The organism is Microbispora sp. ATCC PTA-5024 (assembly GCF_000511135.2).
GTDB classification, from domain to species: domain Bacteria; phylum Actinomycetota; class Actinomycetes; order Streptosporangiales; family Streptosporangiaceae; genus Microbispora; species Microbispora corallina.
Genome location: NZ_KI866524.1, coordinates 911,792 through 936,179 on the forward strand (window position 1 = coordinate 911,792; position 24,388 = coordinate 936,179).

At 73.1% G+C, this 24,388-nt stretch carries 21 protein-coding genes and 2 pseudogenes; 7 read left to right on the plus strand and 16 right to left on the minus strand.

The annotated features are described in order from the left end of the window. Both MPTA5024_RS42565 and MPTA5024_RS24675 read left to right on the plus strand, forming a co-directional pair. Nucleotides 1-1,243: pseudogene (locus MPTA5024_RS42565) on the plus strand (hypothetical protein); the annotation flags it as partial. Nucleotides 1,244-1,309: 66 nt separating this feature from the next. Next, nucleotides 1,310-3,262 carry a beta-propeller domain-containing protein gene (locus MPTA5024_RS24675; protein ID WP_036328402.1) on the plus strand — a complete coding sequence of 651 codons (1,953 nt, stop codon included), beginning with the start codon at nt 1,310-1,312 and terminating at the stop codon, nt 3,260-3,262. Between the two features lie 34 nt (nt 3,263-3,296). Here the strand turns inward: MPTA5024_RS24675 and glpD are convergent, their stop codons facing one another. Continuing rightward, nucleotides 3,297-5,039 carry a glycerol-3-phosphate dehydrogenase gene (gene glpD, locus MPTA5024_RS24680; RefSeq protein WP_084369965.1) on the minus strand — a complete coding sequence of 581 codons (1,743 nt, stop codon included), beginning with the start codon at nt 5,037-5,039 and terminating at the stop codon, nt 3,297-3,299. A 236-nt stretch (nt 5,040-5,275) separates the two neighbouring features. Between glpD and nagA the strand changes: the two genes are divergently transcribed. After that, the gene (gene nagA / locus MPTA5024_RS24685; RefSeq protein ID WP_036328405.1) at nt 5,276-6,427 is read left to right on the plus strand and encodes an N-acetylglucosamine-6-phosphate deacetylase; all 1,152 of its coding nucleotides are present in this window, start codon (nt 5,276-5,278) and stop codon (nt 6,425-6,427) included. 68 nt (nt 6,428-6,495) lie between these two features. Here nagA and MPTA5024_RS24690 read toward each other — a convergent pair whose 3' ends face one another. Further along, on the minus strand, nt 6,496-7,614 hold the full coding sequence (locus MPTA5024_RS24690) for a GuaB3 family IMP dehydrogenase-related protein (protein WP_198167354.1): 1,119 nt from the start codon (nt 7,612-7,614) through the stop codon (nt 6,496-6,498). 71 nt (nt 7,615-7,685) lie between these two features. Continuing rightward, on the minus strand, nt 7,686-9,167 hold the full coding sequence (gene guaB, locus MPTA5024_RS24695; protein WP_036328409.1) for an IMP dehydrogenase: 1,482 nt from the start codon (nt 9,165-9,167) through the stop codon (nt 7,686-7,688). A gap of 503 nt (nt 9,168-9,670) precedes the next feature. On the opposite strand from guaB, the gene MPTA5024_RS24700 reads away from it, so the two are divergent. Both MPTA5024_RS24700 and MPTA5024_RS24705 read left to right on the plus strand, forming a co-directional pair. Further along, nucleotides 9,671-10,669, plus strand: a complete 999-nt coding sequence (locus MPTA5024_RS24700) for a helix-turn-helix transcriptional regulator (RefSeq protein ID WP_036328411.1) — start codon at nt 9,671-9,673, stop codon at nt 10,667-10,669. A 122-nt stretch (nt 10,670-10,791) separates the two neighbouring features. After that, nucleotides 10,792-11,169 (plus strand): DUF5319 domain-containing protein, encoded by a 378-nt coding sequence (locus tag MPTA5024_RS24705; protein WP_036328413.1) that lies wholly within the window; start codon nt 10,792-10,794, stop codon nt 11,167-11,169. Here the strand turns inward: MPTA5024_RS24705 and MPTA5024_RS41270 are convergent. The 4 genes from MPTA5024_RS41270 to groES form a co-directional block, all read right to left on the minus strand. Further along, complete coding sequence (locus MPTA5024_RS41270) at nt 11,130-11,345, minus strand: anti-sigma-D factor RsdA (RefSeq protein ID WP_157099694.1); 216 nt, start codon at nt 11,343-11,345, stop codon at nt 11,130-11,132. The genes MPTA5024_RS24705 and MPTA5024_RS41270 overlap by 40 nt on opposite strands. Then, entirely contained in the window at nt 11,342-11,968 is a 627-nt protein-coding gene (locus MPTA5024_RS24710; protein ID WP_157099695.1) for a sigma-70 family RNA polymerase sigma factor, read from the minus strand. Before MPTA5024_RS24710 ends, MPTA5024_RS41270 begins: the two co-directional genes overlap by 4 nt. Before the next feature lie 316 nt (nt 11,969-12,284). Beyond that, the gene (gene groL, locus MPTA5024_RS24715; RefSeq protein ID WP_036328418.1) at nt 12,285-13,907 is read right to left on the minus strand and encodes a chaperonin GroEL; all 1,623 of its coding nucleotides are present in this window, start codon (nt 13,905-13,907) and stop codon (nt 12,285-12,287) included. 69 nt (nt 13,908-13,976) lie between these two features. Next, a complete protein-coding gene (groES, locus tag MPTA5024_RS24720; RefSeq protein WP_030508383.1) occupies nt 13,977-14,288 on the minus strand; it encodes a co-chaperone GroES in 312 nt (103 codons plus the stop codon). Nucleotides 14,289-14,518: 230 nt separating this feature from the next. On the opposite strand from groES, the gene MPTA5024_RS24725 reads away from it, so the two are divergent. Together MPTA5024_RS24725 and MPTA5024_RS24730 are read left to right on the plus strand one after the other, a co-directional pair. Continuing rightward, nucleotides 14,519-15,718, plus strand: a complete 1,200-nt coding sequence (locus tag MPTA5024_RS24725; RefSeq protein WP_036328421.1) for a class I SAM-dependent methyltransferase — start codon at nt 14,519-14,521, stop codon at nt 15,716-15,718. Between the two features lie 157 nt (nt 15,719-15,875). Next, on the plus strand, nt 15,876-16,688 hold the full coding sequence (locus tag MPTA5024_RS24730) for a hypothetical protein (RefSeq protein WP_036328423.1): 813 nt from the start codon (nt 15,876-15,878) through the stop codon (nt 16,686-16,688). 12 nt (nt 16,689-16,700) lie between these two features. Here MPTA5024_RS24730 and tsaD read toward each other — a convergent pair whose 3' ends face one another. The 9 genes and pseudogenes from tsaD to MPTA5024_RS24775 all read right to left on the minus strand — a co-directional run. Beyond that, complete coding sequence (tsaD, locus tag MPTA5024_RS24735; protein WP_036328425.1) at nt 16,701-17,738, minus strand: tRNA (adenosine(37)-N6)-threonylcarbamoyltransferase complex transferase subunit TsaD; 1,038 nt, start codon at nt 17,736-17,738, stop codon at nt 16,701-16,703. 22 nt (nt 17,739-17,760) lie between these two features. After that, a pseudogene (rimI, locus tag MPTA5024_RS24740) lies at nt 17,761-18,228 on the minus strand (ribosomal protein S18-alanine N-acetyltransferase); the annotation flags it as partial. A gap of 16 nt (nt 18,229-18,244) precedes the next feature. Next, the gene (gene tsaB / locus MPTA5024_RS24745; RefSeq protein ID WP_036328430.1) at nt 18,245-18,967 is read right to left on the minus strand and encodes a tRNA (adenosine(37)-N6)-threonylcarbamoyltransferase complex dimerization subunit type 1 TsaB; all 723 of its coding nucleotides are present in this window, start codon (nt 18,965-18,967) and stop codon (nt 18,245-18,247) included. Between the two features lie 86 nt (nt 18,968-19,053). Further along, complete coding sequence (locus tag MPTA5024_RS43740) at nt 19,054-19,605, minus strand: class F sortase (protein ID WP_036328432.1); 552 nt, start codon at nt 19,603-19,605, stop codon at nt 19,054-19,056. Nucleotides 19,606-19,607: 2 nt separating this feature from the next. Beyond that, nucleotides 19,608-20,246 (minus strand): hypothetical protein, encoded by a 639-nt coding sequence (locus MPTA5024_RS43745; RefSeq protein WP_036328433.1) that lies wholly within the window; start codon nt 20,244-20,246, stop codon nt 19,608-19,610. A 189-nt stretch (nt 20,247-20,435) separates the two neighbouring features. Further along, nucleotides 20,436-20,921, minus strand: coding sequence for a tRNA (adenosine(37)-N6)-threonylcarbamoyltransferase complex ATPase subunit type 1 TsaE (gene tsaE / locus MPTA5024_RS24760; protein WP_198167356.1), 486 nt, complete (start codon nt 20,919-20,921; stop codon nt 20,436-20,438). Continuing rightward, nucleotides 20,918-21,970 carry an alpha/beta fold hydrolase gene (locus tag MPTA5024_RS24765; RefSeq protein WP_036328436.1) on the minus strand — a complete coding sequence of 351 codons (1,053 nt, stop codon included), beginning with the start codon at nt 21,968-21,970 and terminating at the stop codon, nt 20,918-20,920. Before MPTA5024_RS24765 ends, tsaE begins: the two co-directional genes overlap by 4 nt. Before the next feature lie 24 nt (nt 21,971-21,994). Then, nucleotides 21,995-23,140, minus strand: a complete 1,146-nt coding sequence (gene alr / locus MPTA5024_RS24770; RefSeq protein WP_036328438.1) for an alanine racemase — start codon at nt 23,138-23,140, stop codon at nt 21,995-21,997. A 52-nt stretch (nt 23,141-23,192) separates the two neighbouring features. Then, the coding region (locus MPTA5024_RS24775) for an NAD(P)H-hydrate dehydratase (RefSeq protein ID WP_063794761.1) at nt 23,193-24,388 on the minus strand (1,196 nt) is incomplete at its 5' end.

Genomic DNA, 24,388 nt, shown 5'->3' on the forward strand with positions numbered 1-24,388 from the left:
TCCCCGGCCGTTCTCCCCCGTGCCGTCGCCCGGCGCGCAGCCGTCCGCTCCCGACTCCGGCCGCGCCTACCCGGTGCCGCCGCCGCACTCGGTGCCCCACCCGGTGCCGCCGTACCCGGCGGCGGCCTCCCGGCCCGCGGCCGACACCCGTCCGGGAGGCGGGGACGGCCGGCCACCGCGGCGCTACGGCCCCGCCCTGGTGAGCGGGATCGTCGCGGTGGCGATCGTCGCGGTCGTCGGCGTCGTCCTCGCGTCCCGGCACGGCGGCACGGTCCGCGCCGACGCGTCCGCCTCGCCCTCGCCGAGCGCCACGAGCCCCTCGCCGCTGCCGAGCCCCCTCACCCGGACGCGGCTGCCCGGCGTGGACGCCACGATCTACGAGAACCCGGCCGACCCCGTGAAGCTCACCTACTACGAGGTGCAGGACACGGCCAAGGACGAGTGGATCGACTACCCGCGATCGACCGCCACGGGGACGTTCACGAAGGACGTCACGTACTGGCAGCAGTCGCTGTCCCCCGACCTCACGATCTCGGCCGGCCGTACGCGCAAGTACACGAGCGACAACTACCACGGCGTGGACCTCGTCGACCGGGCCACCGGCGCCGTGCGGACCGTCAAGACCGTGAAGTACCCCCTGACGTACGAGTACGCCGACTGGACGGCCGACAGCCGGCACCTGCTGCTGAGCGTCCGCAACCCGGGCGGCTCGACCTGGACCACCAAGGGCTTCGTCCTCGTCGACGCGGCGGCCGGGACCGCGACCGTGCGGAGGGTCAACGACCCCGCGATCAAGTACGGCCGGTTCTACTTCACCGGCGACGGCTCGGCGGTCGCCACCTGGTTCGACGACGGCGCGTCGAGCGGCATCCGCTACTACGACCTCAAGGGGAACCTCCTGAAGACGCTCGCCGGCGTCGGCACGCCGTACAACACGCTGGCCGGGCTGTTCTCGCCGTCCGGGGCGTCGATGGTGACGATGTGCGCCCACGACGAGGGCACGGCCTGCCTGTGGGACGCCTCCACCGGCGCCCCCACCGGCCGGATCTCCTCCGGCTGCAGCAAGGTCCTCGGCTGGTGGGACGAGCGGCACCTGTTCTGCTGGACCCCGGTCGTGTCCAACGCGTCGAAGGTGGTCGTGATCGACCTGCGGGGGCACGTGCTGCGGACGCTGCTGGAGACGAGCGAGTCCGACCGCCTGGGCCCGTTCTACTCCCGCGTCCGGCCCGCGGGCGCCAACTGAGCGTGACGCCCGGCACACTTCGGACGGCGGACCGAACCGGCCCCCGCCGCGATCCGTGGTAGGGGCATGAGGACAACCATTCGTACGGCGGGAGCCGTCGCGCTGGCCGGGCTGCTGGCCACGGCGTGCGCCGGGAGCCGTACGGCACCCGGCCCGGCGGCGGTCGACCTGACCGGGAAGGTCCGGCTCGTCTCCTACACGAGCTGCGACGATATGGCCGCCGGGCTGCGCGAGACGGCGGCGGGCAACGTGACGCCCTGGGGCTTCGGCGACAACCTGATGATGCTCGCGCGCAGCGATGTCGCCCCCACCGCCAAGCAGGCCGTCCCCGCCGGCACGTACTCGACGACGAACGTCCAGGAGGCCGGCGTCGACGAGCCCGACCTGGTCAAGACCGACGGCCACCGCATCGTCACCGTGACCCGGGGCGTGTTGCGGGTGGTCGACGCGGACAGCCACGCGGTGACCGGGACGCTGCGGCTTCTCCCCGAGGACCAGTCGTGGACCCCGGCCGACCTGCTGATCTCGGGCGACCGGGCGCTCGTGCTGTTCCAGGGCGGCGGCATCCTGCCGTTCGGCGCCATGGCCAAGGTGCGGCCCGGGCTTACCGGCCCCCGCTACGTGCTGGTGGACCTGTCCGGCGGACGGCCGGCGGTGCTCGGCTCGATGACCGTGAACGGCGCCCACGTGGACGCCCGGCAGGTCGGCTCGACCGTGCGGATCGTCGTCCGCTCCCAGCCGCAGATCACGTTCCCCACGCAGAAGGAGAACGCGTCCGAGAGCGAGATGACCGAGGCCAACCGGCAGGCTGTGCTGCGGGCCCCCGCCGACGCGTGGCTGCCCACGTACGACGTGGAGACGGGCGGCACCACCCGCACCGAGCGGGTCGGCTGCGACCAGGTCAGCCACCCCGACGCCTTCACGGGCACGTCGATGCTGACCATCCACACGATCGACCTGTCGGCCGGGGCCGCGCCGTTCGCGTCGGACACCCCCGTGGCCGTGGCCGCCGACGGCGACACCGTCTATGCCACCCCGACGAGCCTCTACGTCACCAGCAACCCCCGTTGGTGGTTCCCCCGGCCCGTCGAGGACGTGGCGCCCGTCCCCGGCGCGACGACGCCCGCCCCGTCGCCGACGCCGGCCGCGCCGCCCGAGCGGACCGAGGTGCACCGGTTCGACATCGGCGGCTCGGGCGCCCCGCGCTACGTCACCTCGGGGGCGGTCCCGGGCCGGCTGCTCAACCAGTACTCGCTCTCGGAGTACGAGGGCCACCTGAGGGTCGCCACGACCAGCGGCGCCGAGGTGTTCGGCGCGAGCCCGGGCACCGCGGAGAGCGGCGTCTACGTGCTCGACTCCGGCAGCCTCGCCCGCACGGGCGCGGTCACCGGCCTGGGCAGGGGCGAGCGGATCTACTCGGTCCGCTTCATGGGCGACATCGGCTACGTGGTCACCTTCCGCCAGACCGACCCCCTGTACGCGCTGGACCTGCGGGACCCGGCCGCGCCCAAGGTGTCGGGCGAGCTGCAGATCACCGGCTACTCGGCCTACCTCCACCCCGGCGGCCCGGGACGGCTGCTCGGCATCGGCCAGGAGGCGAACGGCAAGGGCCGGGCCCTCGGCACGCAGATCTCGCTGTTCGACGTCAGCGACCCGGCCGCGCCGAAGATCCTCTCGCGGTTCCACCAGCCCGATTCCGGCTCCGAGGCCGAGTGGGACCCGCACGCCTTCCTCTACTGGCCGCAGTCGGGGCTGGCCATGGTCCCGCTGACCAACTGGTCGAAGGCCGGCGAGGAGGGCAGCGCGGCGCTCGTGCTCAAGGTGGGGGACGGCGGCATCGACCAGGAGGGCCTCATCCGCCACCCCCGCCCGGCGGCGCACGGCGACGCGGCGCCGGTGGACGAGGGCATCCGCCGCTGCCTGGTCATCGGCGACCACGTCTGGACCCTGTCCGACGCCGGCCTCAAGGTCAGCGACGCGGCCACGCTCGCCGACCAGGCCTGGATCCCCTTCGCCTGACGGCCGCGAGTCCCGGCCCGCCCGCGGGCCGGGCTCAGGCCGTACGGCCCTCGGGGAGGGCGACGGGGACGATCTCCGGGGCGCCGAGGCGGATGGCGTCCGCGTCCTGGTCGGTGTCCTGCTCCTGCGAGGCGCGCTCGGCCTCCACGCGCTTGGTGTAGTACTCCACCTCGCGCTTGACCTGCTCGTCGTCCCAGCCCAGCGGGCCGGCCATCAGCTCGGCGGCCTCCTGGGCCACGGCCGTGCCGCGGTGGAACGTCTCGATCGAGATGCGCGTGCGGCGGGTCAGCGCGTCGTTCAGGTGCCGGGCGCCCTCGTGGGTGGCCGCGTAGACGATTTCGGCCCGCAGGTAGTCGTCGGCGCCGTTCAGCGGACGCCCGAGGGAGGGGTCGTCCTCGATGAGCACGAGCACCTCGTCGATCATCGATCCGTACCGCTCCAGCAGGTGCTCGATGCGGGCGACGTGCAGGCCGGAGGCGCGGGCGAGCCGGTGGCGGGAGTTCCACAGCGCCTGGTAGCCCTCCGCGCCCGCCAGCGGCACCTGGTCGGTGCAGGACACCGGGACCCGCTGGTCGAGCCCGTGCGCGACCGCGTCCACCGCGTCGGCGGCCATCACCCGGTACGTCGTGAACTTGCCGCCCGCGACCATCACGAGCCCCGGCACGGGGTGGGTGACGACGTGCTCGCGCGACAGCTTCGAGGTCTCCTCGGACTCCCCGGCCAGCAGCGGCCGCAGCCCGGCGTACACGCCCTCGACGTCGTCCCTCGTCAGCGGCACCGACAGCACCGAGTTCACGTGGTCGAGCAGGTAGTCGATGTCGTTGCGGGAGGCCGCCGGATGGGCCTTGTCGAGCGTCCAGTCCGTGTCGGTGGTCCCGATGATCCAGTGCCGGCCCCACGGGATGACGAACAGCACGGACTTCTCGGTCCGCATGATGATCCCGCTCACCGAGTGGATCCGGTCGCGCGGCACGACGAGGTGGATGCCCTTGGACGCCCGCACGTGGATACGGCCCCGGCCGCCCACGAGCTGCTGGATGTCGTCGGTCCACACGCCGGTCGCGTTGACCACCTGACGGGCCCGGATGTCCATCTCGGCGCCCGTCTCCAGGTCGCGCACCCGCACGCCGGTGACCCGCTCGCCCTCCCGCAGGAAGCCGACCGCCTGGGCGCGCGAGGCCACCTGCGCGCCGTACGTCGCGGCCGTGCGGAGCATGGTCATCACGAACCGGGCGTCGTCGACCTGGGCGTCCCAGTACTGCACGGCCCCCGTGAAGGCCGCTCTGCGCAGGGAGGGGGCCACCTTCAGGGCGCTGCGCCGCGACAGGTGGCGGTGCCCGGGAACCCCCCGGCGGAAGCCGAAGGAGAAGCCCAGCGTGTCGTAGAGCGCCAGCCCCGCGCCGATGTACGGCCGTTCCCAGCCCGTGTGGGTCAGCGGGTAGAGGAACGGCACCGGCCTCACCAGGTGGGGGGCGATCCGCTGGAGCAGCATCGAGCGCTCCCGCAGCGCCTCGCGGACGAGGTCGAAGTTGAGCTGCTCCAGGTAGCGGAGCCCGCCGTGGATCAGCTTGGACGACCGGGACGAGGTGCCCGAGGCGAAGTCCCGGGCCTCCACCAGCCCGACGGACAGGCCCCGGGTCACGGCGTCCAGCGCGACGCCCGCCCCCACCACGCCTCCGCCGATCACCACGACGTCGAGTTCCTGCGCCTCCATCCGCGCGAGCGCCGCCGCGCGTTCTGCCGGGCCGAGACGTGCCGGGCCCATCCTCGCCGTCATGGGGCTCCCTCTGTGCGGCTTTACCTGCGTCACCTAAAGCTACCCGTGGGTAGCCAGACGCCAATCGCGCCTGCCCTTCTCTTTCCCATCGATCTTCCGAAATATCGGTTGACGTGGGCGAATTCACACCAAGGCGGGTAACGCGCCCGCCCGGAGGGCGTACGGACCCCTGCCCGAGCCGTCGCGGCCACCCTGGGCGAACCCCCACGTGCGAGCCCGGGCCCTGCCCCGCGAAGATGGGCCCCATGAGCGTGACTCTCTCGGACGCCCGCGTCGTGACCCCGGACGGGGTCCACGACGGCTGGCTCACCATCGAGGACGGCAGGATCACCCACGTCGGCAGCGGCAGGGCGCCCGGCGCCGGGCTGAGCCTGGGCGGCCGCACGATCGTCCCCGGGTTCGTCGACATCCACACCCACGGCGGCGCCGGCGGCTCCTACCCGGACGGCGACCCGGAGAGCGCGGCCGCGGTCGCCGCCTTCCACCTGGGCCGCGGCTCGACGACCGCGATGGCGAGCCTGGTCACCGCCGCCCCCGAGACGCTGGCCCGGGCGGCCTCGGCGCTGGCCGACCTCTGCGAGCAGGGCCTGGTCGCCGGCATCCACTTCGAGGGGCCGTACATCTCGAAGGCCCGGTGCGGCGCGCACAACCCGGCGCTGCTGCGCGACCCGGACCGGGGCGAGTTCCGGGAGCTGGTGCGGGCCGGCCGCGGGCACGTCCGCATGATCACGATCGCGGCGGAGCTGCCCAACGCGATCGACGTGATCAGGGACGCCGCCGCCGAGGGCGTCGTCGCCGCCGTCGGCCACAGCGACGCGACGTACGAGCAGACGCTGGCCGGTGTCGAGGCGGGCGCCACCGTGGCGACCCACCTCTACAACGCGATGCCGGCGCTGAACCACCGGGAGCCGGGCCCGATCGCCGCCCTCCTGCAGGACGAACGGGTGACCGTCGAGCTCATCAACGACGGCGTCCACGTGCACCCGGCCATGCTGCGCCTGGCCATGCACGCCGCGGGCGCGAGCCGTACGGCCCTGATCACGGACGCGATGGCGGCGGCCGGCATGGGCGACGGCCGGTACCCTCTGGGACCGATGACCGTGAACGTCGAGAACGGCGTGGCGCGGCTGGCCGAGGGCGGCGCGATCGCGGGCAGCACGCTCACGATGGACGTCGCGTTCCGGCGCACGGTGCGGGAGGTCGGGCTCTCGCTGGTCGACGCCGCCCTGATGGCCTCGCTGACGCCGGCCCGCGTGCTCGGCCTGGACGGCGAGATCGGTTCGATCTCCGTGGGCAAGCACGCCGACCTGGTGGTGCTCGACGACGACCTGAACGTGGACGGCGTCATGAAGCGGGGCGCCTGGGTGCGCCGGCCCGCCGGCGCCTGACGCCCGTGAGTCCGGGGCCCGCGACGACGGGCCCCGGAAGGGCCGGGGCCGCGACGGCCCCGGACGGGTCAGGGCTGCGGCGGGGCGACGACGACCTCGACGCGCTGGAACTCCTTGAGGTCGGAGTAGCCCGCGGTGGCCATCGTGCGGCGCAGGGCGCCCATGAGGTTCATCGAGCCATCGGCCAGCGACGACGGGCCGTGCAGGATCTGCTCCAGCGTGCCGATCGTGCCGAACTCGACGCGCTTGCCGCGCGGAAGCTCGGGGTGGTGGGCCTCCGAGCCCCAGTGGAAGCCGCGGCCGGGCGCCTCGGACGCCCGCGCGAGCGGGGAGCCGACCATGACGGCGTCGGCGCCGCAGGCGATCGCCTTGGCGATGTCGCCCGACCCGCCCATGCCGCCGTCCGCGATGACGTGGACGTAGCGGCCGCCCGACTCGTCCATGTAGTCGCGGCGGGCGGCGGCGACGTCGGAGATCGCGGTGGCCATCGGCACGACGACGCCGAGGACGTTGCGGGTCGTGTGGGAGGCGCCGCCGCCGAAGCCGACGAGCACGCCGGCCGCTCCGGTCCGCATGAGGTGCAGGGCGGCCGTGTACGTGGCGCAGCCGCCGACGACGACCGGGACGTCGAGCTCGTAGATGAACTGCTTCAGGTTGAGGGGCTCGGCCCGGCCGGACACGTGCTCGGCGGAGACCGTCGTGCCGCGGATGACGAAGATGTCGACGCCCGCGTCGATCACGGCCTTGTGGTGCTGGACGGTCCGCTGCGGCGACAGGCGCACGGCCGTCGTCACGCCCCCGGCCCGGATCTCCTCGATCCGCCGCCCGATGAGCTCGTCCCTGATCGGGGCCGTGTAGATCTCCTGCAGCCGGCGGGTCGCGGCCGCCGGGTCCATCGTGGCGACCTCCTCCAGCAGCGGGGCCGGGTCGTCGTACCGCGTCCACAGTCCCTCGAGGTCGAGCACACCGAGCCCGCCCAGCCGGCCGATCTCGATGGCCGTCGCCGGGGACACCACGCTGTCCATCGGGCTCGCCACGAGGGGCGAGTCGAACCGGTAGGCGTCGATCTGCCAGGAGATCGAGACCTCCTCCGGGTCACGGGTGCGCCGGGAGGGCACGATGCCGATCTCGTCCAGGGCGTACGCCCGCCGCCCGCTCTTGCCGCGCCCGATCTCCACCTGAGTCATTCCCCTGTTCTTTCCCCTTCATGGAGCACGGCCCCCGTGGCGGCCGCCCGCGGGAGCCGTGCCGTCGCCCGCTACCGCCCGTGGTAGTTGGGGGCCTCTACCGTCATCTGGATGTCGTGCGGGTGGCTCTCCTTGAGCCCCGCCGCGGTGATCGGCATGAGCTGCGCCTTCTCGTGCAGCTCCTCGACCGTCCGGGAGCCGGTGTACCACATGCCCTGGCGCAGGCCGCCGACCAGCTGGTGGGCGACGGCGGCCACCGGGCCGCGGTAGGGGACCTGGCCCTCGATCCCCTCGGGGATGTACTTGTCCTCGCCGGACACCTCGGACTGCGCGTAGCGGTCCTTGCTGAACGACAGGCCGCCGCGCTCGCGGTTGCGCACCGCGCCCAGCGAGCCCATGCCCCGGTACGACTTGAACTGCTTGCCGTTGATGAAGATCAGTTCGCCGGGCGACTCCTCGCAGCCCGCGAGCAGCGAGCCCAGCATGACCGTGTCCGCGCCCGCGGCGAGGGCCTTGGCGATGTCGCCCGAGTACTGCAGGCCGCCGTCGCCGATGACGGGGATCCCGGCCGGCCCGCAGGCGAGGGCCGCCTCGTAGATGGCGGTGAGCTGCGGGGCGCCCACCCCGGCGACGACCCGGGTGGTGCAGATGGAGCCCGGCCCGACGCCGACCTTGACCGCGTCGGCCCCGGCCTCGACGAGGGCCTGGGCGCCGGCCCGGGTGGCGACGTTGCCGCCGATCACGTCCACGTGGCCGTTCGCCTTGATCTTGGCGATCATCTCGCAGACGCCGCGGGAGTGCCCGTGCGCCGTGTCGACGATGATCACGTCGGCCCCGGCCTCGATCAGGGCCATCGCGCGCTCCTCGGCGTCGCCGGCCACGCCGACCGCCGCGCCGACCATGAGCCGCCCGCGGGCGTCCTTCGTGGCCAGCGGGTACTGCTCGCTCTTGGTGAAGTCCTTGACCGTGATCAGGCCCTGGAGGCGGCCGGCCTCGTCGACGAGGGGCAGTTTCTCCACCTTGTTCTGCCGCAGCAGGCGGAAGGCCTCGTCGCGGGAGACGCCCACGGGCGCCGTCACCAGCGGCATCGGGGTCATGACGTCGCGGACCGGCGTGGAGTGGTCGGTCTCGAACCGCATGTCGCGGTTGGTCACGATGCCGACGAGCACGCCCTCGGCGTCGGCGACGGGCACCCCGGAGATCCGGTAGGTGGCGCACAGCCGCTCCACGTCGGCCAGTGTGTCGTCGGGCGCACAGGTCACCGGGTTGGTCACCATGCCGGCCTCGGAGCGCTTGACCAGGTCGACCTGCTGGGCCTGCTCCTCCACCGACAGGTTGCGGTGCAGGATGCCGATGCCGCCCTGGCGGGCCATGGCGACCGCCATGCGGGCCTCGGTCACCGTGTCCATCGCCGCGGACACCAGCGGGATCCGCAGTGTGACGTTCCGGGACAGCCGGGTGGTCGTGTCCGCCTCGCCCGGCTGCAGATCCGAGTACGCGGGAACGAGGAGCACGTCGTCGAACGTGAGTCCCGGCTCGGTGAACTTGCCCATCTCCACCCCTCCTGCCCTGCGGGTCCCTCGCCAGACCCGTGGTCAGTCTAGTGGCCCCTCCCAAACCGGGTCCGGCGGACCTGTCAAGCCCCCGGAGGCGTACGGGACGGCGACAAAGTGGGGGGACCGGCGGACCGGTCCCCCCACTGCGCGTCGTGCCGGCCACGCCGTCGAGCCCCCCTCCGCGCCCAAGCGACGTGGCGTATCGGTTGACGCTGAGTCAAGGATGCGTCACTCAACGTCCGTACGCAATGTCTGAACGTGCAACTGCAGAAAGTTGCATTTCACCGCGTTTCGAAAGTGCGAACGAAACAAAAGCAGCCGCTCCAATCCACACAAAAGCCACCATGTCCAGTCACCAGAATGTGCGAACACCCCTACCGCGAGCAAAAGCCGAGCTATTCTCGCGACCCGTATCTCGAGGCGAGGGATCGGTCTCCGGGAGTTCCGCGCGCGGGGCGCCCGGAGCGTTTCGGCAAGCGGAACCACCAACGGAGCGACCCATGCGTACGACGCGGAACGCGGACCCTCTGCGTGGCCTCGGACTCACCCCCGACCAGACGGTCCTCTACACGGCGGTGCTGAAACTCCACCGCGCCACACTGTCGGAGATCGCGCACGCGGTGGACCAGCCCGCCGACGACGTGCTCGACACCCTCACCCGGCTCGTACGGCTCGGGGCCGTCGAGGCGCGGAACGGCGAGTACGTGGCCCGGCATCCGGCGGCCGCCATCGGGCGGCTGGTGGCCGAGCGCCTGGACCAGATGGCCCGGCAGACCCGGCAGATCGACGACGCGCTCGCGACGGTCGGGCTGCTCACCCACCACTACGACGCGGGACACGACTGCCGCACGGGACGGTTCTCCGTCGAGGTCGTGAACGGCGCCGACGACCTGTACGAGAGCGTGGTCGGGCTCGCGCTGGACGCGCCGCCCGCCGACCTCGTGTGCGCGATCCCCGACCCGCGCACGATGGAGCGGTTCGCCGAGCGGTACACCGGGCCGTGGATCCGGGCCATCGAGGACGGCCTGATGCGCTCGCGCCTGATCGTGCCGATCTCCGTCCTGGCCGAGCCGCGCTCGCGTGAGGTGTGCGAGCGCCTGGCCGCCGCCGGAGCGGGGGTGCGGGCGCTCGACGGCGTGCCGAGCTGGTTCTACACGCTGGGCGACGACACGGCCGGGCTTCCGGCCGCCTGGGACTCCGCCCCGCCCGAGCACGCGTACGCCTGCTACCTGGTCAGGGCGCCCGTCGTGGTGTCCGCGCTGCGCTCGCTGTTCGAGGAGCTGTGGGCGCGGGCCGTCCCGGTCCACCCCGGGGCCGGCACGGGGGCGCAGCAGGTGGTGCGGCTGGCCGCGCAGGGACTGAGCGACGAGGCCATCTCCCGGCACCTCGGCCTGTCGGTGCGCACGGTGCGCGCCCGGTTCGCCGAGGCGATGACCGAGCTGGGGGCGCAGACGCGCTTCCAGGCCGGCGTCGAGGCGGCCCGCCGCGGCTGGCTCTGACGAAGCCCCCGGACCGCTGGGAGGCGGGGCCGGGAGGACGCCGGAGGACACGGAGACGCCCGGACGAGCAGATGGAGCGCACTTTCGCTCGTCCGGGGGACGGTGGTCATAAGGTGGGATGCGTGCTGGAAGACGTCCCCCGCGATCCGTTCGCGGACGACCCCGAGGATCCTGCGGCGGAGCTGGGAGCGCCCGACGACGTGGAGCCGCTGACGCCGGACGAGCGCGACGAGGCGCTGACCGATCTCGCCGATGTCGAGGTCTTCCGTTCGCTGCTCGAACCGCAGGGGGTGCTCGGGCTGGTGCTCGACTGCCCGGAATGCGGAGACCAGCACTACTTCGACTGGGACCTGCTGCGCGGCAACCTGCGCCAGATGATCGACAACGGCCGGCCGCAGGTCCACGAGCCGGCCTTCCAGCCCGACCCGGCCGACTACGTCAGCTGGGAGTACGCCAGGGGCTACGTGGACGGCGTTATCGACACCGAGGAGAGCCGCTGACTGTCGACGTCGGCGACGAGCGCGCCGAGGAGCCGGACGGCGGGGTCGCCCCCGGCGACCGGCTCACGGCGGGCCAGCGCGTCGAGGACGGCGTCCGTCCGCATCACGTCGCCTTCCACGTCGGCATCGCCGTACGACCCGAGATGGCGAGGCGTACGACGACGTTTCGTGGTCACGCAATCGACTCCAACTCGGCGAGCTGCCGGAGCCTGGCCAGAGCACGATGCTGAGCGACCCGGACGGCACCAGGGGACATGCCGAGTACATTACCCGTCTCCTCGGCGGAAAGCCCTGAGACAACCCTGAGGATGAGAAGCTCCCGCTGCGTGTGCGGGAGCCGGGACAGCAGATCCCGCGCGTGCTGCGCCTCGATGTAGCGGACGACCGTCTCCTCCGGCCCCGGGCCCTCGTCCGGCCCGTCCGGGAGGTCCTGGGTCGGCACGGCCGAGCGCACGGAGCTGCGCAGGGCGTCGGCGACCTTGTGGGAGGCGATGCCGAACACGAATGACGCGAACGGCCGTCCCATGTCCCGATAGCGCGGCAGCGCCGACAGCACCGCGATGCACACTTCCTGCGCCACGTCGTCGGCGATGTGGTAGTGACCGGACACCCGTCCGAGCCTGGCCCTGCAGTAGCGCACCACCATCGGGCGCAGATGTCCCAGTAGCGACTCGATCGCGTGGCGATCTCCCTGAACGGCAAGGCTGGTCAGTTCCCTGAGGTCGGACTCGTCCGATCTCGTCGCAAGCCTTACCCCAACTGCGGCGTCGGCGACGCATCCCTCGGTCACGTTACGCATGATGCCCGCCGCGATCGTTCATGTCGTCATGGTTAAAGGCTACGGATTGGTCACATTGACGGCGCGATAACAATGGGTAATCGACCGAGCACAGCAGCGTTGGAACATTCCAACCAAATGCCCTAATCAAGCGATATTTGTCAGGTGTTCTGACTGTGAAAAAGACGAACGGCCCCCGCCTGGCGGCGGGAGCCGTTTTCGCGTCCGGCGACCTCACAGGGGCCGGACGGGGTGGGTGCGGGGCCGGCGGGCCGTCCGGGCGGCCGTGCGGCCTGCGAACGGCCCGTGGCCTCGCACCTCTCCGTTCGGAGCCTCGTCAGTGGCCGTGCCCGTGGCCGTGACCGTGGCCGGCGGCCGCGGGGGCCTCCTCCTCGGGCTTGTCCACGACGAGGGCCTCGGTCGTCAGCAGCATGCCGGCGATCGACGCGGCGTTCTGGACGGCCGAGCGGGTCACCTTCACCGGGTCGATGACGCCCTGGGCCACCAGGTCGCCGTACTCGCCGGTGGCGGCGTTGAGGCCCTCACCGGGGTTCAGCGCGGCGATCTTGGTGGTGACGACGTAGCCCTCGAGGCCGGCGTTCTCGGCGATCCAGCGGGCGGGCTCGATCAGCGACTTGCGCACGATCGAGACGCCGGTGGCCTCGTCGCCCACCAGGCTGAGGTCGTCGAGGGCCTTGGACACGTGGACGAGCGCGGAACCGCCGCCCGACACGATGCCCTCCTCGATCGCGGCGCGGGTCGCCGAGATCGCGTCCTCCAGGCGGTGCTTCTTCTCCTTGAGCTCCACCTCGGTGGCCGCGCCGACGCGCAGCACGCATACGCCGCCCGAGAGCTTCGCGAGGCGCTCCTGGAGCTTCTCGCGGTCCCAGTCGGAGTCGGACTGCTCGATCGCCAGCTTGATCTCGCGGACGCGGTCCTCGATCGCCTGGGCGTCGCCGGCGCCGTCCACGATGGTGGTGGTGTCCTTGTTGACCACGACGCGGCGGGCCGTGCCGAGGACGTCGAGACCGACGTGCTCCAGCTTGAGGCCGACCTCCTCGCTCACCAGCTGGCCGCCGGTGAGGATCGCGATGTCCTGCAGCATCGCCTTACGGCGGTCGCCGAAGCCGGGGGCCTTGACGGCGACGGAGTTGAAGGTGCCGCGGATCTTGTTGGTCACCAGGACGGCCAGGGCCTCGCCCTCGACGTCCTCGGCGATGACCAGCAGCTGCCGCTTGGTCTGGGCGACCTTCTCCAGCAGGGGGAGGAAGTCCGCGATGGAGGAGATCTTGCCCTGGTGGATCAGGACGTACGGCTCCTCCAGCACCGACTCCATGCGCTCGGGGTCCGTCACCATGTAGTGGGACAGGTAGCCCTTGTCGAACTGGAGTCCCTCGGTGAACTCCAGCTCGAGGCCCATGGCGTTGGACTCCTCGACGGTGATAACGCCGTCCTTGCCCACCTTGTCGAACGCCTCGGCGATCAGGCCGCCGATCTTGGCGTCCTGGGCGGAGATCGTGGCGACGTGCGCGATCTCCTTCTTGTCCTCGACCGGACGGGCGACCTCCAGCAGGCGGTCGCTCACGGCCTTGGCGGCGCGGTCGATGCCGCGCTTGAGCGACAGCGGCTGGGCACCCGCGGCGACGTTGCGCAGACCCTCCCGGACCATGGCCTGGGCCAGGACCGTCGCGGTGGTGGTGCCGTCGCCCGCGATGTCATTGGTCTTGGTGGCGACCTCCTTGGCGAGCTGGGCGCCGAGGTTCTCGTACGGCTTGTCCAGCTCGACCTCACGGGCGATGGTCACACCGTCGTTCGTGATGGTCGGCGCGCCGAACTTCTTGTCGATGACGACGTTGCGGCCACGCGGGCCGAGGGTCACCTTGACGGCGTCGGCGAGGGCGTTCACGCCGCGCTCGAGGGCGCGCCGCGCGTCCTCCTCGAACTCCAGGATCTTCGGCATTCAAGTCTCCTTTTGAGAGCACGGAGCCCCGGGCGCACATGTCCCGGGGCTCCTCACGCTGTGCGCGGCCTACTTCTCGATGATGGCGAGCACGTCGCGCGCCGAGAGCACCAGGTACTCCTCGCCGCCGTACTTGACCTCGGTGCCGCCGTACTTGCTGTAGAGGACGACGTCGCCCTCCTTGACGTCGAGCGGGATGCGCTTCTCGCCGTCCTCGTCCCAGTTGCCCGGGCCCACGGCCAGCACGCGGCCCTCCTGGGGCTTCTCCTTGGCGGTGTCCGGGATGACCAGGCCGGAGGCGGTGGTCTGCTCGGCCTCAAGCGGCTGGACCACGATGCGGTCGCCGAGCGGCTTAACGGGAACCTTAGTGGCGGTCGTCACGATCGGACCTCCCCTTCAGATTGCGATGAATGAGCTGAAGAGGCGACCAGCGGCCTGCCGTCGCGGGTGTCAGACCTGTCTCGTCGCTGTTGGCACTCTCAGCGGGAGAGTGCCAACACGAAACAGTATGCAAGTGGCGCGTGACAGTCAACACGAACCGGCAGCGCAGGTCAGGTGCATCCGGAGGCCGACGGCGCGCCGCCCGCGGTGAGGCGGTAGCGTCGGGGGCCGTGGACCTGGAGGCGTTTCGCGCACTGCTCGAACCCGAGGGGCGCGTGGCGCTGGCCGAGGCCGTGGAGATCCTGGCGACCGGCGCCGGCCCCGTGGCTGCGGCGACCGCCCTGCGCCGGTCGCATCCGCTCGCGCTGACCTCGGCCGCCCTCACCCAGGCCGGGCTGCGGCGGCGGGCCGCGGTCAAGTTCGGCCGGGACGCCGAGGTCATGTACTTCACGCCGCACGGGCTCGAACAGGCCACCCGGGCCGAGGTCGCCGCACACCGGGCCACCGGGGTCCTGCGCCGGTTCGGCACGCCCTCGGTCCTGGACGTCTGCTGCGGGGTCGGCGGCGACCTCGTCGCGCTCGCCCGCGCCGGCTGCCCGGTCGACGCGGTCGACCTCGACCCGCTGACGGCGGAGGTCGCCCGCGCCAACGCCGCCGCCCTCGGCCTGTCGGAGCGGGTCCGCGTCCGGACGGCCGACGCCGCGGCGACCGACCCCTCGGCGTACGGGCTGCTGTTCGCCGACCCGGCCAGACGGGGGGCGCGGGGGCGCACGTTCGACCCGATGGCCTACTCCCCCAGCTGGCCGGAGGTCCTCGGCCTGGTGGGCCGGGCGCCCGCGGCCTGCCTGAAGGTCGCCCCCGGCATCCCGTACGAGCTGATCCCCGAAGGCACGGAGGCCGAGTGGGTGTCGTACCGGGGGGAGGTCAAGGAGGCGGCGATCTGGGTCGGCGGGGGCGCGGCCGGGCGGCGGGCCACCCTGCTGCCCTCGGGGGACACGCTCACGGCGTCGGGGGCGGAGGCCGCTGCCGGTCCGGTCGGCCGGTACCTCTACGAGCCCGACGGCGCCGCCGTCCGCGCCCATCTGGTGGCGGAGGTGGCCGAGATCGTGGGCGGGCACCTGCTCGACCCCCGCATCGCGTACGTGACCGGAGACCGGCTCGTGCCCACCGCGTGGGCCTCCTGTCACGAGGTGGAGGAGGTCATGCCGTTCTCGCTCAAACGCCTGCGGGCGGCGCTCAGGGAGCGGCGGGTCGGCACGCTGACCATCAAGAAGAGGGGCTCGGCCGTGGACGTCGAGCGGCTGCGCAGGGACCTGCGCCTGTCGGGCGACGAGGCGGCCGTCGTCGTGCTCACCCGCATCGAGGACCGGCCGTACGCGCTGCTCTGCCGGGACGTCGATCAGGCTGCTGACCTGCGCGGACACGCGTAATCCCGGACAATCCACCGGCAATTACGATCTTTTCCAGTCCCCGCGAACGCGGCCCTGCTCAGGGCCTACAGTTGGGCCCGCGGGCCGTGCCCGCCTGTTCGTTCATCTCCGCGAGATCGGGCCGAACGCGTCGTTCGGCGAGTGAAGGAGCTCTTAGGTGGAGCATTCGGGCCACAACCTCCTCCAGGCGGGCAGCCAGACCGCCATCTCCGACCGGATGCGCGAACTGCTGGCCCGGGCCGCCCAGGACCACGTCTACGAGCAGCGGACCCAGGGGGCCGTCCTCGACGAGATCCGGCAGCGGCTCGAAGGCATGGAATGGCTGCTCCGCGAGGTGCGCGAGCGGGAGCTCGGCGGACTGAGCGGCGCCCTGGAGGCCCTCAACGGCCGGCTCGACGAGATGGCGGTCAAGCCGCCGGTCTGGGCGGAAGGGCTCGCCCGGCACATGGAGCTGCTGCGCGACCACGTGGACGCGGTCGGCGGCCACACCCAGGGGCTGGCCGAGCGGATGACGGAGTTCGCGCAGCGCCTGGCGCAGTTCCAGACGAGCATGGAGGCCGCCGCCGGCCGCTTCACCCGCCTGGACAAGGCCATGGCCGCGCTGGGCGAGCGCACCGAGCGCCTGGAGAGCGCGCTGCTCGACCGGCTCGACGCCGTGGACGAGCGGATCGAGGTGGTGGGCGAGCGCGTGGGCCGCCTGCCGTCCGAGATGCGGATCGCGGAGCTGAACGCCACCGTGGGCGAGGTGAACGCCGAGGTCATGACCGTCACCAGCGCGCTTGCCCCGCTGGTGGAGGCCGTGCGGAACCGGCCCGACCGCGAGCAGATGGCCGAGACGGTGGCGGGCGCCGTGACCCGTGTCGTGGAGCCGGCCCACGGCGACGTCACCCGGCGGCTCGCGGCGCTGGAGGAGACCATGCTCGCCCTCGCCGAGGCCCTCCTGCGCCCCACCCGCTCCCCCGGCGACTGACCAGGCCCGCCGTCAGACGTGGACGGCGGTGATGGGCATCGACGAGTCGGCCGGGATCTCCAGCGAGGACGGCGCCACCCCGGCCGCGACCAGGTCGGAGCCGAGCGCCGCGACCATCGCGCCGTTGTCGGTGCACAGCCCCGGGCGCGGCACCCGCAGCCGCACCCCGGCCGCGTCGCACCGCTCCTGGGCCAGCGCCCGCAGCCGAGAGTTGGCCGCGACGCCGCCGCCGATCAGCAGGTCCCCGACGCCGTAACGCTCGCACGCCTGCAGCGCCTTGCGCGTGAGCACGTCGACGACGGCCTCCTGGAACGAGGCGGCGACGTCGGCGACCGGCACCGGCTCGCCCGCGGCCTCCCTGGCCTCGATCCAGCGGGCGACGGCCGTCTTCAGCCCCGAGAAGGAGAAGTCGAGCGTCCCGTCGTCGTACTTGCCCCGCGGGAACGTCACGAAGGAGGCGGAGCCCTCGCGGGCCGCCCGGTCGATGTGCGGGCCGCCCGGGAACGGCAGGCCCAGCACGCGCGCCACCTTGTCGAACGCCTCGCCCGCCGCGTCGTCCACGGTCGAGCCCAGCGAGATCACGTCCTGCGCCACGTCGGGCACCAGCAGCAGCGACGAGTGGCCGCCGCTCACCAGCAGCGCGACGGCCGGCTTCGGCAGCGGGCCGTGTTCGAGCTGGTCGACGGCGACGTGCGCGGCCAGGTGGTTCACGCCGTAGAGCGGCACGCCGAGGCCGAGCGCGTACGCCTTCGCGGCGGCCACCCCGACCAGCAGGGCCCCCGCCAGGCCGGGGCCGGCCGTGACGGCGACGGCGTCCACGTCGGACAGCCGCAGCCCGGCCGCGGCGAGCGCGCCCTCCACCGTCGGGGCCATGGCCTCCAGGTGCGCCCGTGAGGCCACCTCGGGGACGACGCCGCCGAACCGGGCGTGCTCGTCCATGCTGGAGGCGATCGTGTTGGCGAGCAGCGTGTGCCCCCGCACGATGCCGACGCCGGTCTCGTCGCAGGACGTCTCGATGCCCAGGACGACCGGCTCGCCGGTCCTACTCATGCGACCTCCCCGCCGGCCCGGCTCACGGGCTCTCCAGTTCCTTCACCATCGTGATGGCGTCCATACCGTCGTCGTAGTAGCGCCGCCGGAGGCCGAGCCGTTCGAACCCGAACCGCTCGTACATCGTCTGCGCGGGCGCGTTGTCGGCCCGCACCTCCAGGAACACCTGCCGCGCGCCGCGCCGTACGGCCTCGGCGAGCAGGGCGTCCATCAGCGCCGCGCCGATGCCCGATCTGCGGTGCCCCTCGAGGACGGCGATCGTCTGGACGTCCGCCTGGTCGGCCGCCGCGGCCAGCCCGGCGTACCCCACGATCCGGCCGCCCACCTCCGCGACCACGTAGTGGCGGGTGCGCGGCTGGTCGCGCAGCTCGCCGCGCATCATCGCCTCGCTCCACGCGTCGGCCGGGAACGTGGTGCGCTCGATCTCCATGACGGCGGGCAGGTCCTCCCGCGTCATCTGGCGCAGCACCGCTGCCGCCTGCTTCATCGCGGCACCCCCTGGCGGGTCACACCGTCACCTTCTTGGGCGTCCCGGGCACCTGGGCGTCGGGCCGGCGCAGGTAGATGGGCCGCGCCGGGCCGAGGACGCCCAGCTCGGACGCCTTCTCCACCGAGTCGACCCGGCCCTCGGGAACCCGGGCGATCTCGGCCGCCTCCTCAGGCGACAGGCCGCGCAGGTGCTCCACGGCGAGCGCGGCCAGCGCCCCTGCCGAGGGGTGCTCGGGACCGGTGAGGCGGGCGGCGCCCACGATCTCGGCGTACATGCGCCCGCCGGCGCCGACGACGGGCAGGTCGGCGGGCAGGTCGTGCGGCCGGTCCACCCTCGGCCCGTCGAGGCGGGTGCGCGGGTCGCCGTACCGGGCCCAGAAGACCTCCTTGCGGCGCGCGTCGGTCGCCACGAGGAACGGGCCGTCCACCTGCGCGGCGTACGCGAGCGCGTCGAGCGTGCAGATCCCGAACGCGGGCACGCCGACGGTGGTGGCGAGCGCGGTCGCCGTCATCAGACCGACCCGCAGCCCTGTGTACGGCCCGGGGCCGGTGCCCGCGACGATCGCGGTCACGTCCCTCAGAGCGGCGCCGGAGTCACGCAGGACCTTCTCGACGGCGGGGGCGAGGAGCTCGCCGTGCCGCCGCGCGTCGACGGTCGTGGACTCGGCCACCACGCGCCCGCCGTCGTGCAGGGCCGCGGTGACGGCCGGGGTCGCGGTGTCGAAGGCCAAGACAAGCACGGACGTCAAGCGTAGTCGCTGAGCGGGAGCTTCAATCCCACGCCGGGCGGGGAGGGGACGGCCTCCTCCGGTCACGCCCGGCGGGCTCAGGTCTGTTCGAGGGAGGCGTAGACGATGATGTTGTCCCGGTACTCGTGATGGGACCAGTCGAAGTCGCCCCCGCAGGTGATGAGGCGCAGCCCGTCCTCGGCGTAGACCCGCTCGGCCGGGAACCGGTCCTTGGGGATGCGTTCGACCGAGTCGACCTCGTACTCCGCGGTCTTGCCGTCGCTGCGCACGACCTTCACGACCGCGCCCCTGCGCAGGTCGCGCAGGCGGTAGAAGACGGCGGGGGCAGTCTTGGTGTCGACGTGGCCGATGATGACCGACGCCCCAGGGTCGCCGGGGACGGCGCTGCCCGTGTACCAGCCCGCGGTGGTGGGCCGGTCGAACGGCGGGAGCTCCACGTCGCCGGCGTCGTCGAGCCCGAGCTTCATCAACGGAGCCTTGAGCCGCAGCGAGGGGATGTCGATCCGCTCGGGGACGACGGTGGAGGACGGGGTGTCCGCCTTCCGGTCGGCCCCGCCGCCGTTGGCCGCGAACAGCGCCAGCCCGGTGACGACCCCGGCCACGATCACCCACCGGGAGGAGACCGCCAAGGTCAGGCCCCTGAGCGCCTGCGGACCACGCCGACGCCGACGGCCAGGGCGGCCAGGATCACCAGGAACGTCGCGCCCGTCGGAAGGCTGGAGTCGTCGGCGGGGCCGCCCGCGGCCGTGCCGCCGCCGCCCGCGTGGGGCGCCCGCGTAGGGATCCGTGTGTGGGTGGCCGAGGGGGCGACGATCCGGAACGAGGCGCCGCCGATGTCGTTGGTGGCCTCGCAGCGGACCTGGACCCGGTAGCCGCCCGGCTTGGCGTCCGCCTTGATCGTCGCACTGCCGCGGACCTCGGGGACGGTGGCGGCGGGCGTCGGCGTCGGCGTGGACGACGTCTGCGGCGGCACGAGCGTGACGAGGCCCGTGAACGCGTCGGAGCGGGCGGTCGCCCGGTACTCCGGCCCGCCCTGGGGGAGCGGGCATCCGGCCGTGATGTGGATGCTCTTGGTCGACCCGCCGGTGATCCTCGCCGGGTCGACCGTGACGCGGATGTCCTGCCGCGAGATCGTGACCGCCGGCGAGGGCAGGGCGGGCGTCAGGGTGATCGTGGGGCTGGCGGCGACCGAGGAGTCGGCCCGGGCCGAGCACCCCACGGCCCCGAGCAGCATCAATCCCGCGACGGCGACCTGCGTGACCCTGCTCATCGGCCCACCCTCTCCCACGCCGGTCATCTACCCAGAAAATCTATGCCAACCCATGGCTAAGGATCTTCTCTTCGCGATGATCCATAGGGGAGAGGACGGCCGTCAAGGACGGCGCGCGTACCGGCCTAGATCGAACCGCCGGCCGGACGCGCCGCGAGGGCCGCCGCCGCATTCGCCGTCGAGCAGCCGTCAGGCGGCGGACCAGCGGGGGCCGACGCCGGTGACCCGGATGACGCGGTCCTCGCCCGAGGCGCCGCGCTCGATGAGGATCTCCAGGCGGTCGTCCGACAGGCCCTCGACCAGCCCCTCGCCCCACTCGACCACCGTGACCGAGTCCTGCAGGGAGGCGTCGAGGTCGAGGTCGTCGACCTCCAGGGCGCCGCCGAGCCGGTAGGCGTCCGCGTGCACGAGGGCGGGCCCCCCGGACAGGGACGGGTGGACCCGCGCGATGACAAATGTGGGCGAGGTGATGGGGCCGCGGACCTTGAGGCCCTCGGCGACGCCCTGCACGAGCGTGGTCTTGCCCGCCCCCAGGGGGCCGGTGAGCACGACGAGGTCGCCCGGCCGCAGCAGGGCCGCCAGGCGGGCGCCCAGCGCGCGGGTCTCCTCGGCGGTGGCCGCCCGGTGCTCCTTCCCGGTCACGCTCGCGAGGCCCCCGCTCGGCGTATCGGTCACAGGTTCTCCCGCTCCGCCCGCTTCAGCAGGTCGCGCAGGGCCTCGTTCACCGTGTCCGGCCGTTCGAGCTGCACCAGGTGGGACGCGTCGGGCACGGTGGTCAGCTGCGCGGTGGGGACGGCGGCGGCGATGGCCCTGCTGTGGTCGAGCGGGGTCAGCCAGTCGCGCTCGCCCACGATGATCGCGGTGGGAACCTTGTTGAGCACGTCGAGGGCGGTCAGCTTGTCGTGCGACATGAGGGCCGGGTAGAAGTCCGCGATGACCTCGGACGGCGTGGCCCGGATCATCGACTCGACGAAGTCGACGAGCGTGGGGCTGACGTTCTTGGAGTCCCCGAAGCCCAGGAGGCGCAGGGCGAGGAACGACAGGTCGGTGCCCGCCTCGCGTCCCCGGTCGACGAGCGCGCCGCTGCGCCGCATGACCGACACGGCCGTCGGGATGGCCAGGTTCACGACCTTCGACACCAGCGCCGGCAGGCCCAGCGTGAGCTCGGCCAGCTTGCCCGGCGAGGTGGCGATCAGCGAGATCCCGCGGATCTTGTCGCCGAACAGCTCGGGCCGCTGCTCGGCCAGAGCCATGATCGTCATGCCGCCCATGGAGTGGCCGACCAGCACGCAGGGGCCGGGGACGAGCTCGTCCAGCACGAGCGCGAGGTCCTCCCCCAGCCGCTCGATCGTGCAGTCCTTGCCCTGGGCGCGCGCCGAGGAGCCGTGGCAGCGCTGGTCCCACAGCACCAGGCGGTAGTCCTCGCGGAGGTCGCGCCGCTGGTAGTGCCAGGAGTCCAGGGACAGGCAGTACCCGTGGCAGAGCACGACGGTGAGCGGGGCGTCCTCCACGCCGTCGACCTCGGCGTGGATCGACACGCCGTCGGAGGTCGTCAGCGTCACCGGACGGCCGTGCAGCTCGCCGAACGGCTCGCTCGCCTCCAGGTCGGGACGCAACCGGATGCGGCCCACGGCGTACCTCTTGGCGAGGGTGGCCGCGGCCACTCCCGCCGACGCCGCGCCGACGACCGCACTCGCGATCCCGACCGTGCGACGTGTGCTCATTCCTGCCCTCCTCGCAGCCGCGGCCTAGCGTCCGTCCGTGTGGACGCGCGGCACGCGGGATCCGATCCTTGTCACGATCTCATGAGTGATCGTGCCCAGGGAATCCGCCCATTCCTGACACGTCGGCTCGCCGTCGTCCCCGGGTCCGAAAAGGATCACCTCATCCCCCGCTTCCGCCTGATCGTCACCCAGGTCGATCGTGAACTGGTCCATGCAGACCCGGCCGGCCACGCGCCTGCGCCGCCCGGCCGCCAGCACCTCGGCGAGGTTGGTGGCGTTCCGCAGGATGCCGTCCGCATACCCGAGGGGGACGAGGCCAAGCGTGGTCTCCCGGTCCGTGACGTAGAGGTGACCGTAGGAGACCCCGGTGTCCTCGCGGACCCGCTTGACGCTCGCGAGCCTCGCGGCGAGCGTCATGGCGGGGCGCAGGCCGAAGTCCCCGAGCTCGGGGATCGGGCTCAGGCCGTAGACCGCGATGCCGGGGCGGACCATGTCGTACCGGGCCTGCGGCAGCGTCATGAGGGCGGCCGAGTTGGCGATGTGCCGGATCGCGCCGCTGGACACCCCGGCCTTGTCGGCGATCGACAGCGCCTCGTCGAAGACCGCGAGCTGGCGCTCGATCGAGGGGTGCCCCGGTATGTCGGCGCAGGCGAGGTGGGACCACAGGCCCACGATCTCGATCGCGCCCCCGGCCTGGACGGCGAGGGCGCGCTCGACCAGGGCGGGCCAGGCGTCGATCGTGGCGCCGCCCCGGGAGATGCCGGTGTCGGCCTTCAGGTGCACGCGCACCAACCGGCCCGCGTTCCGGGCGGCCTCGGCGATCTCGTCCAGCACCCAGGGCGCCCCGGCGGACAGCTCGATCCCGAGCCGGGCGGCCTCCTCCAGGGGCTCGCCGGGCGTGATGATCCACGACAGGATCGGCGCGGCCACGCCGGCCGCCCGCAGCGCCAGCGCCTCGCGGACGTAGGCGGTGCCGAGCCGGGTCGCCCCCGCTTCCAGGCAGGCCCGCGCCGTCGGCACCAGGCCGTGGCCGTACGCGTCGGCCTTGACGGCGACCATCATCTCGGCGCCGGACGCGTGCTCGGCCAGCAGCCGCACGTTGTGCCGGATGGCGGACAGGTCCACACGCGCCTCGGCCGGGGTCGCGGGGCGCGCTGTCGAGAAGCTCATTTTCCCAGTGTGTCAGGTGGCCGAACGTGGATGGGACCAATCCAGCCGCACGTCAGAGCGCACGGACGGCCTCGGGCAGGGCCTGCGCCACGTCCAGGGCGGCGATCGGCGCCTCCGAACGGCCTCCCGCGCCGCCCCTCGCGGCGATCCGGGCCGCCAGCCCGTGCAGGTGCGCCGCGCACGAGGCGGCGTCGTAGCAGGTGAGGCCGCCGGCGAGGAGGGCGCCCGCGATGCCGGACAGGACGTCGCCGGTGCCGCCGGTGGCCAGCCACGGGGTGCCGGTCGTGTTGACCCGGGCCGGGCGGTGCTCCTCGGCGATCACCGTGGTCGAGCCCTTGAGCAGCACGGTCACCCCCAGCTCGGCCGCGGCCCGCCGGGCGTGCTCGAGCCTCCGGGCCTCGATCCGCTCCCTCGGCACGTCGAGGAGCCGGGACAGCTCGCCGGCGTGCGGGGTGACCAGCGTGGGCGCGGCGCGGCGCAGCAGCGCGGGGTCGCGGGCGACGATCGAGAGCCCGTCGGCGTCCACGATCACGGGCACGTCTGTCGCGAGCACGGCGCGGGCGACGGCGTGCGCCTCCGGGCCGGTCCCCAGGCCGGGGCCGAGCACCCACGCCTGTACGCGGCCCACCTCGTCCAGCGAGCTCTTCAGCACCAGCGACGGATCGAGGACGGTCGTGACCGCCTCCGGCCAGCGGGCGCGGACGTGCCGGACGGGCTCCTCGGCGCTCGCGAAGCGGACCATGCCCGCACCGGCGCGGACGGCCCCGCCCACCGACAGCACGGCGGCCCCCGTGTACCGGTCGCTGCCCGCGGCGATCCCGACGACCCCCCGGCGGTACTTGTCGCTCTCCGCGCCCGGCCGGGGCAGCAGGTCGGCCACGTCCTCGCCGGTCAGGGCCGCGACGTCGGGGTCCGGCAGGTGCGGTCCGAGCCCGATGTCCACGAGCTCGACGGCCCCGGCGCGCTCGGCGCCCGGGTCGACGAGCAGCCCGGTCTTGTACGCCCCGAACGTCACCGTCACGTGGGCGCGGACCGCCGGGCCCTCGACCCGCCCGGTGCTCGCGTCCACCCCGCTCGGCACGTCGACCGCGACCACGAGCCCCTGTGTCTCGCCCGCAAGCCCCGCCAGCGTGGCGTACGGCTCGCGCAGCGCGCCTCCGCCGCCGATGCCGACGAGCCCGTCGAGGACGAGGTCGGCCCGCCCGATCGTCTCGCGGGCCCGCGCCTCGTCGAAGGCGGCGGCCCGCC

What these genes read in the sequence shown, in the direction of transcription:
- MPTA5024_RS24690 (WP_198167354.1), bottom strand. Translation starts at nt 7,614, where the DNA reads ATGACTCAGGTGGAGATCGGGCGCGGCAAGAGCGGGCGGCGGGCGTAC.
- alr (WP_036328438.1), bottom strand. Translation starts at nt 23,140, where the DNA reads ATGAGCTTCTCGACAGCGCGCCCCGCGACCCCGGCCGAGGCGCGTGTG.
- guaB (WP_036328409.1), bottom strand. Translation starts at nt 9,167, where the DNA reads ATGGGCAAGTTCACCGAGCCGGGACTCACGTTCGACGACGTGCTCCTC.
- tsaD (WP_036328425.1), bottom strand. Translation starts at nt 17,738, where the DNA reads ATGAGTAGGACCGGCGAGCCGGTCGTCCTGGGCATCGAGACGTCCTGC.
- MPTA5024_RS24710 (WP_157099695.1), bottom strand. Translation starts at nt 11,968, where the DNA reads ATGCGTAACGTGACCGAGGGATGCGTCGCCGACGCCGCAGTTGGGGTA.
- groL (WP_036328418.1), bottom strand. Translation starts at nt 13,907, where the DNA reads ATGCCGAAGATCCTGGAGTTCGAGGAGGACGCGCGGCGCGCCCTCGAG.
- MPTA5024_RS24700 (WP_036328411.1), top strand. Translation starts at nt 9,671, where the DNA reads ATGCGTACGACGCGGAACGCGGACCCTCTGCGTGGCCTCGGACTCACC.
- MPTA5024_RS43745 (WP_036328433.1), bottom strand. Translation starts at nt 20,246, where the DNA reads ATGAGCAGGGTCACGCAGGTCGCCGTCGCGGGATTGATGCTGCTCGGG.
- glpD (WP_084369965.1), bottom strand. Translation starts at nt 5,039, where the DNA reads ATGACGGCGAGGATGGGCCCGGCACGTCTCGGCCCGGCAGAACGCGCG.
- MPTA5024_RS24765 (WP_036328436.1), bottom strand. Translation starts at nt 21,970, where the DNA reads ATGAGCACACGTCGCACGGTCGGGATCGCGAGTGCGGTCGTCGGCGCG.
- nagA (WP_036328405.1), top strand. Translation starts at nt 5,276, where the DNA reads ATGGGCCCCATGAGCGTGACTCTCTCGGACGCCCGCGTCGTGACCCCG.
- MPTA5024_RS24675 (WP_036328402.1), top strand. Translation starts at nt 1,310, where the DNA reads ATGAGGACAACCATTCGTACGGCGGGAGCCGTCGCGCTGGCCGGGCTG.